The organism is Clostridium sp. AM22-11AC, from assembly GCF_003473545.1.
Classification (GTDB): domain Bacteria; phylum Bacillota; class Clostridia; order Lachnospirales; family Lachnospiraceae; genus Enterocloster.
In genome coordinates this window covers 271,724-284,924 of the sequence record NZ_QUCM01000001.1, presented here as the reverse complement: position 1 = coordinate 284,924, position 13,201 = coordinate 271,724, and the positions used below count along the sequence as shown (strand labels likewise).

The following is a 13,201-nucleotide window of genomic DNA, read 5'->3' as shown; positions in this document are numbered from 1 at the left end:
ATTTTAAGGAGGAAAATCCCTTGGCTGGAAGAGAATATCCATTAGACAGAACCAGAAATATCGGAATTATGGCTCATATCGATGCTGGTAAGACCACACTGACTGAGCGTATTCTGTATTACACTGGTGTAAACTATAAGATCGGTGATACTCATGAAGGTACTGCTACCATGGACTGGATGGCTCAGGAGCAGGAAAGAGGTATCACCATCACTTCCGCTGCTACTACCTGCCACTGGACTCTGCAGGATCACTGCAAGCCAAAGGCTGGAGCATTAGAGCATCGTATCAACATCATCGATACCCCAGGACACGTTGACTTCACCGTTGAGGTTGAGCGTTCCCTGCGAGTACTGGATGGCGCTGTTGGTGTTTTCTGTGCAAAGGGCGGCGTTGAGCCTCAGTCTGAGAACGTATGGCGTCAGGCTGATACTTACAATGTACCACGTATGGCATTCATTAATAAGATGGACATCCTTGGTGCAAACTTCTACGGCGCAGTAGAGCAGATCAAGACCCGTCTGGGCAAGAATCCAATCGTTTTACAGCTGCCAATCGGCAAGGAAGATGAATTCAAGGGAATCATCGACCTGTTCGAGATGCAGGCTTACATCTACAACGATGATAAGGGCGAAGATATTGCTATCTGCGATATCCCAGAAGATATGCAGGATGATGCTGAGTTATATCACACCGAGCTGATCGAGAAGATCTGCGAGCTGGATGATGATCTGATGATGCAGTATCTGGAAGGTGAAGAGCCATCTGTAGATGAATTAAAGAAAGCATTAAGAAAGGCAACCTGTGAGTGTACAGCTATTCCTGTATGCTGCGGTTCCGCTTATCGTAACAAGGGCGTTCAGAAGCTTCTGGATGCGATCCTTGAATATATGCCTGCACCAACCGATATCCCATCTATCAAGGGTGTGGATCTGGACGGCAACGAAGTAGTACGTCATTCTTCTGATGAAGAGCCATTCGCTGCTCTTGCATTCAAGATCATGACTGACCCATTCGTTGGTAAGTTAGCTTACTTCCGTGTTTATTCCGGTTCCTTAGCATCCGGTTCTTATGTACTGAATGCTACAAAGGATAAGAAGGAGCGTGTAGGACGTATCCTTCAGATGCATGCAAACAAGAGACACGAACTTGATCGTGTATACTCCGGTGATATTGCTGCAGCCGTTGGTTTCAAGAATACCACAACTGGTGATACCATCTGTGATGAACAGCATCCAGTAATCCTGGAGTCTATGGAATTCCCAGAGCCAGTTATCGATATCGCTATCGAGCCTAAGACAAAAGCAAGCCAGGATAAGATGGGCGACGCTCTTGTAAAGCTGGCAGAAGAAGATCCTACTTTCCGTGTTCGTACCGACGAAGAGACTGGTCAGACCATTATCTCCGGTATGGGTGAGCTGCATCTGGACATCATCGTAGACCGTCTGCTGCGTGAATTCAACGTAGAGGCTAACGTAGGTGCTCCTCAGGTTGCTTATAAGGAAACATTTACTAAGGCTGTTGATGTAGACAGCAAGTATGCTAAGCAGTCCGGTGGTCGTGGACAGTACGGACATTGTAAAGTTCACTTCACACCAATGGATCCAAACGCAGAAGAAACCTTCAAGTTCACTTCTTCCGTTGTTGGTGGTGCTATTCCTAAGGAATATATCCCAGCAGTTGGCGAAGGTATTGAAGAGGCTTCCAAGACCGGTGTACTTGGCGGATTCCCAGTTCTGGGTGTAAGCGCTGATGTATACGATGGTTCTTACCATGAAGTCGACTCTTCTGAAATGGCATTCCACATTGCCGGATCTATGGCATTCAAGGATGCTATGGCAAAGGGTAACCCAGTTCTTCTTGAGCCTATCATGAAGGTTGAAGTTACCATGCCAGAAGAATACATGGGTGATGTAATCGGTGATATCAACTCCCGTCGTGGCCGTATCGAAGGTATGGAAGACATCGGCGGTGGTAAGATGGTTAAGGCATATGTTCCGCTGTCTGAGATGTTCGGTTACTCCACAGACCTGCGTTCCAGAACTCAGGGTCGTGGTAACTACTCTATGTTCTTCGAGAAATATGAGCAGGTTCCAAAGAACGTTCAGGAGAAAGTTCTTGCTGATCATAAGAAATGATAAAATCTAAAAAAGGCTTGTAAATCAAGGTGAAATATCATATAATGATTGATAGCCTGACATTAACTATATTAGCCCCACACATATACAGGGGCGCAAATTAAGGAGGACGTTATAAAATGGCTAAAGCTAAGTTTGAAAGAACTAAAACCCATTGTAACATTGGTACCATTGGACACGTTGACCATGGTAAAACTACTCTGACCGCTGCTATTACCAAGGTTCTGGCAGAAAGAGTTGCTGGAAACGCAAAGGTAGACTTCGAGAACATCGATAAGGCTCCAGAAGAGAGAGAGCGTGGTATCACCATCTCTACTGCACACGTTGAGTATCAGACCGAGAAGAGACACTATGCACACGTTGACTGCCCAGGACATGCTGACTACGTTAAGAACATGATCACTGGTGCTGCTCAGATGGACGGCGCTATCCTGGTTGTAGCTGCAACTGATGGTGTTATGGCTCAGACTAGAGAGCACATCCTTCTGTCCCGTCAGGTAGGTGTACCTTACATCGTAGTATTCATGAACAAGTGCGATATGGTAGACGATCCTGAGTTACTTGAATTAGTAGACATGGAAATCCGTGAACTGCTGAACGAGTACGAGTTCCCAGGCGATGATACTCCTATCATCCAGGGTTCCGCTCTGAAGGCTCTGGAAGATCCAATGGGACCATGGGGCGATAAGATCATGGAACTGATGGATGCAGTTGATACCTGGATTCCAGATCCTGTTCGTGAAACAGATAAGCCTTTCCTGATGCCTGTAGAGGACGTATTCACCATTACTGGTCGTGGTACTGTTGCTACTGGTAGAGTAGAGCGTGGTACTCTGAACCTGAACGACGAAGTTGAGATCGTTGGTATTCATGAAGATACCCGTAAGACTGTTGTAACCGGTATCGAAATGTTCCGTAAGCTCCTTGACAGCGCTGAGGCTGGTGATAACATCGGTGCTCTGCTGCGTGGTGTTCAGAGAACTGAGATCGAGCGTGGACAGTGTCTGTGCAAGCCAGGTTCTGTACATTGCCATCACAAATTTACCGCTCAGGTTTACGTTCTGACCAAGGACGAGGGCGGCCGTCATACACCTTTCTTCAACAACTATCGTCCACAGTTCTACTTCAGAACAACTGACGTAACTGGCGTTTGCGAGTTACCAGCTGGTACTGAAATGTGTATGCCTGGCGATAACGTAGAAATGACTGTTGAACTGATCCATCCAGTAGCTATGGAGCAGGGACTTCGTTTCGCTATCCGTGAAGGCGGACGTACTGTAGGTTCTGGTAGAGTTGTATCTATCATCGAATAATTTTACAGATTTTATATATAAGTAATACAACATGTCTGAATGGACATTATGCTCAAACGATTCGGCTCCCGGAAGTAATTCCGGGAGCTTTTTTGCATGCTGCATATGGAAGATGCGCTGGTGTAGTTTGTTTCCTACCTTCGGATGGGAAAAATATATGAATGATTGGGGATAATGGGAAAGGTGGAAGGGATCGTATGTACGAAAATATGTATGAAAAGATGATAGCAGTGACCAACCGGCATCTGGTGTTGGAAAATGATACAGATGGGGCATATTTAAAGCAGCTTACCTATGTTGCCTCTCTTCATCCAAAAGCCATGGTACTGCGGGAAAAGGATCTGACAGAAGAAAAGTACGAAGAACTGGCAAAGGTGGTTATTAAGCTGTGTGAGAAGGCGGGAACTACCCTTATTTTGCACCGTTTTCCAGAGGTGGTACATCATTTGGGATATGATAAGCTGCATCTGCCTTTGGAAATGCTTAAAACTATAGGACGGCCGGAAGGACTTACACTTCTTGGTACTTCGATCCATTCTGTAGAAGATGCGAAAGAAGCAGGACGTTTAGGTGCAGACTATGTATTTGCAGGAAATATCTTTGAGACAGACTGCAAGAAAGGACTTCCGGGAAGAGGTCTGGAATTTCTTGAAAATGTATGTAAAGAAGTGGATATTCCGGTATATGCCATCGGCGGGATCACAGCAGAAAAAATGCCCCAGATCCTTGGGACCGGGGCAGCAGGTGGTTGTATGATGTCTGGATTTATGCAGTTGAAGGAAAAATAAAACGTTGTTTTTGCAACGAAATTAAGAGCTGCCTGATTTATAGTAATCGCTGTATATTGGATAACTGTGTGATCTGATCTTCGGTCATGACGGACAGCTGGTTGATCAGTTCTATATGATAAGTACCAAGACCTTTTGCAGCATTGGCACATTCACCGGCACAGTCTAATGTGATCGCAGCGAGGATGCAGGCAGTGAGAGCATCTGTCACAGCCAGATAAGTACCTGTGATGCAGGTGAGCATGCAGCCGGTGCCGGTGACTTTTGCCATATTGGGAGAACCATTGTAGATGCCGTATGTGGTATCTTTATTTGGGGAAGCAATGATATCTACTTCACCGGTAACAAGGATCACAGCGCCTGTCTCTTCTGCCAGCTTTCTGGCAATATGGGCCATAGAATGTACGGTATCCGGATCTTTGGCAGTTACAGCGTCAGCTGCACTTACATCTACGCCAGTGCCATGAAAGGCAGCGCCTGCGATTGCACGTATCTCAGAGCCATTGCCTTTGATCACAGCTGGCTTACATTCTTTAATAAAACGTTTTGCAAGTTCCATGCGGAAAGGGCTGCATGTGATCCCTACCAGGTCGATCACAGAGGCTCTTTTTGCATTTTCAGCATCTTTCATTCTTTTGATGGCTTTTCCTGCCAGAAGCATGGACTCAGCCCTTGCATCTGTAATATTTCCAAGGCTGACGGTAAGGGCAGCTGCGCTGGCAGAAATGTCCGCCACTTCTGCAGGATGTTCTGCCATAATAGGGCGTCCTCCAAGGGCCAGAACTGCGTTGGCACAGTCGTTGACCACAATGGGATGTGTGATGCAGTGGATCAGCGGTGCCTGGTCATGAAGTTGGTCACGAACCTGTTTTAAGCAGGAAAGGAGCTGAGCTTTATTTATATTACCATTCCGATTGTCCATGAGATGATCTCCTTATAATAAAAACGCTGCAGCAGAACCATGCAGGCCTGTTACAGCGTTTATTTTGCAATGGATATTTTTTGCACATGTATGCACATCAGGCATGTTTCTTGTTTGTATTCCAGTATACCACTGCCATTGCAACAAAGGCAAGGAGAACAATATATTTGATGCTTCCTGCAACCGGTCCAGGTTCAGCAACGAACTGTTTTACGGCAACTGTGGAAGCAAGATAACCGATAAAGCCTAAAAATGCAATTCCCAGAGAGTCATTCACAACCGTATCTGTATTAGTGTAGACCTGAGAGCCTAAAGCAGTCTGGAATGTGGATAACATATGGGCTTTCTGTAAATGCTTTAAGAAAATGAAAGCAAGGCTGCCTCCGATCAGTGTACCTGCAATAAAGGATGGCACATAGAAGAACCAGGTAAGACCTGTACGTCCCCAGATCAGTGTCATAACAGGATAAGAAACAATAGCGCCGATGATGCCGGTTCCAATGACTTCACCGATGAACGCACATACCAGTTTGCCTTTGGAAAGGCGGTAGAGCATACCGGAAAGAAAAGCGCCAAATACTGCACCGGTCAGAGCCAGAGGCGGGATACCCATACATACCATACGGATGATGCCAATAGCCAGAGCGCACACGAAAGCATACCAGGGACCAAGCATAACCGCACAGGTTACATTAATAAAATGGGCCATAGGACACATTCCCTCTACACGAAGGATCGGGGAGATCACGACTCCCAGAGCTACCATCATGGCAAGAAAGACAAGTTTCGTTACATGTGTTTTTGAATTTTTCATATCGTTTACCTCTCCTCATTCTGGCTGTATGTGGAATGGGGTGTTTTTTAATAAAGGCATTATGAAAATGGCAATAAAAAAACGCACCCACACGGCGCGTTTGGCAAATCTCTGTTAAAAAATAGACATAGCGATGGCGCCGTTTTACAGCTGTAATTGGCGGTCGATGCTCACTAGCATCCTCTCAATCCGAAACACGGAGTCCCATCGCTTCTCTTTTGTACGCAGTGTCAGGGCGCTCCCCCTCACACCGTCTCAGCCCGAAAGCAGATACAAAAGGTCTAAAAATATTATAAACGGAGAGAAAAAAATGTCAAGAGCAAAACCAGCCTATGACTGAACAGTAACCTTTTAAATTAAGATAATGTAATAAAAACGTAATTGAAAATATAAGTTAGATTATGTATGATGTAGGTTGTAAAAAATCTGACAGAATATGGGAGGCAGAAAGAATGAAAAACTATAAAAGATCAGGAGCTGCAGGTTTCCTTTGTGCAGCGGCTCTGTTTCTTGGAACGGGTGTTCTTGCCCTGGGGACCAGTGCATTTAATGCCCTGGCTGCAGAAGTTTCCGGACAGATCACATCCTGTAAGATAACCGATGATAAACAGAACGTTGAGATCGCTTTAAACAGCAGTGGCAGTACAGAAGGAACCGATGGCAAGGTGTATGTGTTCGAGCAGCCTACCTACCAGGATGATCTGGGAAGCCGCAGCGACTATCTTACTTCGGCAAATGCATCCGGCGCCACTACCGTTACCGTTCCTTTTAACAAAGGAGATGGTTCCGACTGTCTTTACAGCAAATTTGTGCTGGCAGTAAAGGAAGACGGTACTTACAAGGCAGTCAGCGAACCTCATTATATTACCAATCCTGAGATCGTGGCAAAGAATACAGAAGCTTTTAAGGAACCTTTGACAAAAAAGGGCTTAAACATTGAGCTGAACATGTTGGATGATGCCTTTGACCTGGGTGTAAAGTATGTGACCACCAATATCGCAGTTTCCAGATTAATGGGATCCGGTATTGATTTCCAGTATGAGGGCAAGACTTATCATTTTAACAAAGGCATTGTAGAAGATTATGATAAGGTCATCAGCGCTTATTCCGGAAAAGGAATGGTTGTAAATGCCATCCTCTTAAATGACTGGAGCGATACGACCTCCAATCTGTTTATTCCAGGGGTACAGAAAACCTCCAGTGCATATTATTACATGTTTAATGCCACCAATGAGGCTGGTTTTGAGCAGTTAAAGGCAATTTCCGCATTCCTGGCAGATCATTACAGCGGCAAGAATGCCAATTACGGAAAAGTTTCAAACTGGATCATTGGAAATGAGATCGAAAACCAGGAATGGAACTACATGGGGCCTATGGATCTGACCAATTATGTGAAGACCTACGAAAAGGCATTCCGTGTATGCTACACAGCAATTAAGAGTACCAATGCAAATGACAGAGTATATCTTTCCCTTAGTTATAACTGGATGAATGAAATGGATGGCCAGTTAAAATACGGCGGAAAAGAGATCATTGACAGTTTTAACTCCATTGCCAATAACCAGGGACAGATGGAATGGGGACTGGCTTATCATCCATATCCATGTCCGCTGATCGATCCTGTATTTTGGGATGACGCCCAGGCAACAGGACTGGTTAAAAATGACTTTAATTCACCGGTCATCAACTTTGCCAACTTAAATGTGCTGACTGATTATTTCTGCCAGGAGGCATTAAAGACACCGTCCGGTCATGTGCGCCACATTATCCTTACAGAACAGGGTTTTACAGCTTACAGTCCGACCAGGGGAGATGTTCCGGAGCTTCAGGCAGCAGCCTTTGCTTATTCCTATTATCTGGTAGATAGCAACCCATATATTGATGCTTATACCTTAAGCCGTCAGGTAGATGCTCCTTCAGAGGCAAAAGATGGACTGAAATTAGGCCTGTGGGAGTGCGATATGAGCAAGCCAAATCTGATCGAAGCTACAAAGAGGAGAAAGATCTGGCAGGTATTCAGGGATATTGACAAAAAGAACTCTACTTTAGAGGCAAGTGAGTTTGCAAAATCCCTGATCGGTATCAACAAGTGGTCCGATGTTGTACCTAACTTTAAATGGAAAAATCTGGAAAAGTAAATAAAGGTTGATCAAAACACTGCAGGAGAAAAATTACTTCTGCAGTGTTTTGTATAAAGACAAATATTGTTATATGTACTGGACAAGCGGACAAAAAAAGGCTAAAATAAGAACTGACTTTTTAGAAAAATGAAGCTGCTTTAAGCAGAAATAGATACAGGAAGGAAAATGAAAATGGGGTTGATCGTACAGAAATTTGGCGGTACCTCTGTAGCAGATACAGAGCGTCTTCGTAACGTAGCAAGGATCATCACTGATACGTACAAAGCAGGAAATCAGGTAGTGGTTGTGCTTTCTGCTCAGGGTGACACTACAGATGATCTGATTGAAAAAGCAAAAGAAATTAATCCGGAAGGTTCCAACCGGGAGATGGATATGCTGTTATCCACAGGAGAACAGATCTCCGTTGCACTTTGTGCCATGGCTATTGAAGCATTGGGGTATCCGGTGGTTTCTCTTACCGGCTGGCAGGCAGGGATACTTACAGATACGGCAGCAAAGAATGCAAGGATCAAAAAGATCGATACAGAGCGTCTGGAGGCAGAGCTGGACCAGAAGCGGATTGTGATCGTTACCGGTTTCCAGGGAGTAGACAGAAACCAGAACATCACTACACTGGGAAGAGGCGGTTCTGATACTTCTGCAGTTGCACTGGCAGCAGCACTGGAAGCAGACCTGTGCCAGATCTACACAGATGTAGATGGTGTATACACAGCAGACCCAAGACATGTAAAGGGCGCAAGAAAGCTGGATGAAGTTACTTATAATGAGATGCTGGAACTGGCAACTTTGGGAGCACAGGTGCTTCACAACCGTTCTGTAGAACTGGCAAAGAAATATAATGTAAAACTGGAAGTATTATCCAGCTTTACCGGTCATCCAGGTACAAAAGTGAAAGGGGTAGCAAAACGCATGGAAAAGACAGCAGTCAGCAGCGTAGCAAAAGATAAAGATATTGCAAGGATCGCACTGGTAGGAGTGCCAAATGAAGTAGGAACTTCTTTCAAGGTATTCTCTTTACTGGCACAGAACCACATTAATGTAGATATTATCCTTCAGGGCATTGGCCATGAAGAAGGAAAGGATATCTGCTTCACAGTAGCAGAAGGAGATCTTAAGAAGGCAGCAGAGCTGTTAGAGTCCCACAAGGCTGAACTGCGTTTTGCAAGACTGGAGACAAACGCAGATATTGCCAAGGTTTCCGTAGTGGGTTCCGGTATGATCAACAATCCGGGTGTTGCAGCAAAGCTGTTTGAGGCACTGTATGATGCCCACATTAACATCAATATGATCTCTACCAGTGAGATCAAGATCTCTGTACTGGTAGATAAGAAGGATGCAGACCGGGCTGTTCAGGCAGTTCATGATAAGTTTTTTGCATTTTAAATAAAAATAAAAGCAATAGAGCAGACAAACCGGATTAACGGTTATGTCTGCTCTTTACTTTTATGCAAAAAATGGATACAATATTAAATATGATTGTGGGAGCGCAAAGCGCGGAACAATCCGGTATCAGAAAAAAATAAAAGTCAGGGGAGAAACTATGTATACTTGTGCAAAATGTAATGTATTAGCATGTGGATCGCAGGATCCGGCTGTAAGAGAGAAAATGCCAAAAAACTGTCCTATGCGGGAAAAAGAAAAAATGGAAGGGGCTTATGAGAAATATGCCTTAGAGGAAAATCACGAATTTTATGTAAGTTGTTCTGAGATCGAAGGGGAAGGCTATTGCCAATGGCCGAGATTAAAAGAAACAGTGGAATTTTGTAAAAAAATGGGTTATAAAAAAATAGGACTGGCATTTTGCAGGGGACTGCGAAAAGAGGCGCGTGTTGTGGCAGATCTTTTTACAGCCCAGGGCTTTGATGTGGTATCTGTGATCTGTAAGACCGGTGGTTTTCCAAAGGAGTCGGTAGGAATTCCGAAAGAAAAGAAGGTCAATGCAGATGCATTTGAACCAATGTGCAACCCAATTGCCCAGGCCGAATTTTTAAATTCCCAGGAAACAGAGTTTAACATTGCGCTGGGACTTTGCGTAGGACATGACTCTATGTTTTACAAATATTCCAAACAAATGGTGACTACACTGGTGGCAAAGGACCGTGTGCTGGCACACAATCCATGCGGTGCGATCTACTGTGCGGAAGGATATTTTAAGAAGAGATTACAGTAGCAGTTTATGCCAGAATATGGTTTTGGTGGATCTGGATCTTGGAGACTTGAAAAGTGAGGACAGACTAAATGGAATATATTGGAAATAAGAAAAAGCAGGGCAGTATTGTAGAACTTCTGCGGGATGAGATATTGGCGGGAAATATACCTGATGGCAGTGAGATGACACAGAATGAGCTGGCAGAAAGTCTGGGAGTATCCCGGATGCCGGTAAGAGAAGCTCTGATCTTGTTGGAGTATCAGGGATTGATCGATCGTCTGCCTAATAATCATGTGCGGGTGGCATCTCTCACAGAAGACTACTTCCGCCATATTTTAAAAACAGGCTGTAGATTAGAACTTGAATTTTTACAGAATTTAGAGGAAGAAGAACGAAGCAGTCTTCCTGATAGGGAATTGAATTTTCACAGGGAGATCTGGCGCAACTACCCTTACAGTCTTTCCAGAAAAAATCTGGAGACGATAACGGAGATCTACCTTTATTTTGTTATATCCAGACGGAACCCGGAAGGTGTCTGGGGAAATGTCCAGGAGAAAACAGAGGAAGAGATCTTATTAAGTAAGAGTATAGAAAACTGGAAGGCTGGAAAAACAGAAGAAGGAGCCGGACAGTTAGAGGAATATTTTGAAAAAATGGCAGTGAAACTGGCTGCTATCCATAAGGGGAGGGATTAAAGAGTTATGGTTACATTAAAACCAATTAAATTGCTGCCTGCAAGGGAACGGGTGGCTTCTGCACTGCGAAAAGCCATTATCTCAAAGCAGATCGGTGAAGGAGAAGTTATTACACTGGAAGCAACTGCCCAGCAGTTAGGTGTATCCGTTACACCGGTGCGTGAGGCATTTCAGATACTGGCAAGAGATGGCCTCATTGACTTAAAACAGAACAAGGGCGCAACTGTCCTTGGTTTAAATGAAACAACCATAAGAGAGCACTATGAAATAAGAGCGGCGCTTGAAAGTGCGGCCTGTGTGCTCTGCTGTCAGAGAAAAGCAGATCTTTCTGCTATAAGAAACTGCCTGGAAATGGCAGATGAGGCACTGGAGAAAAAAGATTCCAGCAGTTATTCTAACTATAACCAGTCCTTCCACTATGAGATCTGGACAGCAGCAGGAAATGAAAAGTTAAAAACAATGCTGTCTGAAATGTGGAACGGTCTTTCTATGGGCTTAAAGTCCACAGAAGAAGAATACGCCAGAAATTCCCAGGAAGAGCACCGACAGATCCTGGCAGCCCTTGAAAGCGGGGACCCGAAGCAGGCGGGGGAGAAGATGGTATTTCATATTATCCGAAGCATGAATGATGTACTGACAAGATACTAGTAAAAAGATATGACTTCCCCGCTGGCAGCGGGGATTTGTTATATATGCACAATAAAATATCAAAAAGAATATGCAGAACGCTGAATTGGTAAATTACTATTGACAATTACAGCGTTCTGTTCTATTATAAAAACATGAAATGGATACATTATTAAATATAAAATATCAAATATAAGATATAAAATAAAAATAATGGTCCAGGACAGCAGCTGCAAAACATAAGTGTTCTGACTGGCAGGCGGGACACCGGTTACAAAGTACCTTAAAAAATGAATAAGGTTTATACAGTTATATAAAACCGAAGGGGGAGTTTATGAGTCCATCAACTATAACCATCCTGTTTCTCTTGTTTGCAATTGTAATGTTTGTAATGGAGAAGATCCCGCTGGGGGTAACATCCATGATCGTCTGTGTAGGTCTGGTTGTTACTGGGGTTCTGGATGCGAAGACGGCATTTGCCGGTTTTATTGACAGCAACGTAATTCTCTTTGTGGCAATGTTTATTGTAGGCGGTGCATTTTTTGAAACGGGTATGGCCAACAAGATCGGCGGTATCGTTACAAAATTTGCCAAATCCGAAAGGATGCTGATCGCAGCAGTTATGATCATCGTAGGTGTGATGAGCGGCGTTCTTTCAAACACTGGTACAGCAGCTGTACTGATCCCGGTTGTGATCGGTATTGCAGCAAAATCCGGTTACTCCCGTTCCAGACTGCTGATGCCTTTGGTATTTGCGGCAGCTATGGGCGGCAACCTTTCACTGATCGGAGCGCCGGGCAATATGATCGCCCAGAGTGCTTTATCAGAGATCGGACTTAGCTTTGGATTTTTTGAATATGCCATTGTAGGACTTCCGATCCTGATCTGTGGAACACTTTTTTATACCACACTTGGTATGAAGCTTTTACCGGACAGGCAGCCAAAAGATGACGGGGCGTTTGATACCACAGTTGATTACAGCAATGTACCGGCCTGGAAGCAGAAGCTTTCACTGGTGATCCTGTTGCTTACCTTACTGGCTATGATCTTTGAAAAAAAGATCGGCATCAAGCTGTATGTTTCCGGATGTATGGGAGCTCTGGCACTGATCATTACCGGTGTTATCTCTGAAAAACAGGCATTAAATTCCATTGATTTAAAGACCATTTTCTTATTCGGTGGAACCCTTTCACTGGCAGCAGCCCTTGAAAAAACAGGTGCCGGTGAGATGGTAGCAGAGAAGGTAATGCACCTGTTAGGTGAAAATCCTTCACCTTATGTTTTAACTTTTGCAGTATTTATGCTTTGCTGTATCATGACAAACTTTATGTCAAATACAGCAACCACAGCACTTTTAGTTCCCATCTGTGTTTCCATTGCACAGGGAATGGGAGCAGATCCAAGAGCCGTACTTATGGCCTGCGTTATCGGTGGCTCCTGTGCTTACGCAACACCCATCGGAATGCCGGCAAACACAATGGTACTTGGAGCAGGCGGCTATACATTTTTAGACTATACCAAGTCAGGATTGCCGCTGATCGTGATCGCAACTGTAGTTAGTATGATCATTTTACCGATCGCATTTCCATTTTTCCCGTAAGTTGTTTTATGGGA

Annotated in this window: 10 protein-coding genes and 1 pseudogene; 9 read left to right on the top strand and 2 right to left on the bottom strand. The window is 44.3% G+C overall.

Annotated elements, in window-relative coordinates; all coding sequences use genetic code 11:
- Window positions 1-20 precede the first annotated feature (20 nt).
- The 3 genes from fusA to DW251_RS01385 all read left to right on the top strand — a co-directional run bounded on the left by fusA (window position 21) and on the right by DW251_RS01385 (window position 4,239).
- Window positions 21-2,138, top strand: coding sequence for an elongation factor G (gene fusA / locus DW251_RS01395; protein ID WP_118299996.1), 2,118 nt, complete (start codon window positions 21-23; stop codon window positions 2,136-2,138).
- A 119-nt stretch (window positions 2,139-2,257) separates the two neighbouring features.
- The gene (gene tuf, locus DW251_RS01390; RefSeq protein ID WP_118299995.1) at window positions 2,258-3,451 is read left to right on the top strand and encodes an elongation factor Tu; all 1,194 of its coding nucleotides are present in this window, start codon (window positions 2,258-2,260) and stop codon (window positions 3,449-3,451) included.
- A gap of 197 nt (window positions 3,452-3,648) precedes the next feature.
- Complete coding sequence (locus DW251_RS01385) at window positions 3,649-4,239, top strand: thiamine phosphate synthase (protein WP_021870998.1); 591 nt, start codon at window positions 3,649-3,651, stop codon at window positions 4,237-4,239.
- Between the two features lie 37 nt (window positions 4,240-4,276).
- On the opposite strand, the gene DW251_RS01380 is transcribed toward DW251_RS01385, so the two are convergent.
- Both DW251_RS01380 and thiW read right to left on the bottom strand, forming a co-directional pair.
- The gene (locus DW251_RS01380) at window positions 4,277-5,161 is read right to left on the bottom strand and encodes a hydroxyethylthiazole kinase (RefSeq protein ID WP_021870999.1); all 885 of its coding nucleotides are present in this window, start codon (window positions 5,159-5,161) and stop codon (window positions 4,277-4,279) included.
- A gap of 295 nt (window positions 5,162-5,456) precedes the next feature.
- A pseudogene (gene thiW, locus DW251_RS01375) lies at window positions 5,457-5,975 on the bottom strand (energy coupling factor transporter S component ThiW); the annotation flags it as partial.
- A gap of 452 nt (window positions 5,976-6,427) precedes the next feature.
- On the opposite strand from thiW, the gene DW251_RS01370 reads away from it, so the two are divergent.
- The 6 genes from DW251_RS01370 (at window position 6,428) to DW251_RS01345 (ending at window position 13,187) form a co-directional block, all read left to right on the top strand.
- Entirely contained in the window at window positions 6,428-8,113 is a 1,686-nt protein-coding gene (locus DW251_RS01370) for a DUF5722 domain-containing protein (RefSeq protein ID WP_118299994.1), read from the top strand.
- A 174-nt stretch (window positions 8,114-8,287) separates the two neighbouring features.
- The gene (locus DW251_RS01365) at window positions 8,288-9,499 is read left to right on the top strand and encodes an aspartate kinase (protein WP_118299993.1); all 1,212 of its coding nucleotides are present in this window, start codon (window positions 8,288-8,290) and stop codon (window positions 9,497-9,499) included.
- Between the two features lie 157 nt (window positions 9,500-9,656).
- The gene (locus DW251_RS01360; RefSeq protein ID WP_118300165.1) at window positions 9,657-10,286 is read left to right on the top strand and encodes a DUF1847 domain-containing protein; all 630 of its coding nucleotides are present in this window, start codon (window positions 9,657-9,659) and stop codon (window positions 10,284-10,286) included.
- A gap of 68 nt (window positions 10,287-10,354) precedes the next feature.
- A complete protein-coding gene (locus DW251_RS01355) occupies window positions 10,355-10,960 on the top strand; it encodes a GntR family transcriptional regulator (protein ID WP_118299992.1) in 606 nt (201 codons plus the stop codon).
- Between the two features lie 6 nt (window positions 10,961-10,966).
- The gene (locus DW251_RS01350) at window positions 10,967-11,608 is read left to right on the top strand and encodes a GntR family transcriptional regulator (RefSeq protein ID WP_021871005.1); all 642 of its coding nucleotides are present in this window, start codon (window positions 10,967-10,969) and stop codon (window positions 11,606-11,608) included.
- A 292-nt stretch (window positions 11,609-11,900) separates the two neighbouring features.
- A complete protein-coding gene (locus DW251_RS01345; protein ID WP_279217495.1) occupies window positions 11,901-13,187 on the top strand; it encodes an SLC13 family permease in 1,287 nt (428 codons plus the stop codon).
- The last annotated feature ends 14 nt before the right edge of the window (window positions 13,188-13,201 follow it).

Bases quoted from the DNA above. Each gene is read 5' to 3' on its own strand.
- tuf (WP_118299995.1), top strand. From the start codon at position 2,258: ATGGCTAAAGCTAAGTTTGAAAGAACTAAAACCCATTGTAACATTGGT.
- DW251_RS01385 (WP_021870998.1), top strand. From the start codon at position 3,649: ATGTACGAAAATATGTATGAAAAGATGATAGCAGTGACCAACCGGCAT.
- DW251_RS01380 (WP_021870999.1), bottom strand. From the start codon at position 5,161: ATGGACAATCGGAATGGTAATATAAATAAAGCTCAGCTCCTTTCCTGC.
- DW251_RS01370 (WP_118299994.1), top strand. From the start codon at position 6,428: ATGAAAAACTATAAAAGATCAGGAGCTGCAGGTTTCCTTTGTGCAGCG.
- DW251_RS01365 (WP_118299993.1), top strand. From the start codon at position 8,288: ATGGGGTTGATCGTACAGAAATTTGGCGGTACCTCTGTAGCAGATACA.
- DW251_RS01360 (WP_118300165.1), top strand. From the start codon at position 9,657: ATGTATACTTGTGCAAAATGTAATGTATTAGCATGTGGATCGCAGGAT.
- DW251_RS01355 (WP_118299992.1), top strand. From the start codon at position 10,355: ATGGAATATATTGGAAATAAGAAAAAGCAGGGCAGTATTGTAGAACTT.
- DW251_RS01350 (WP_021871005.1), top strand. From the start codon at position 10,967: ATGGTTACATTAAAACCAATTAAATTGCTGCCTGCAAGGGAACGGGTG.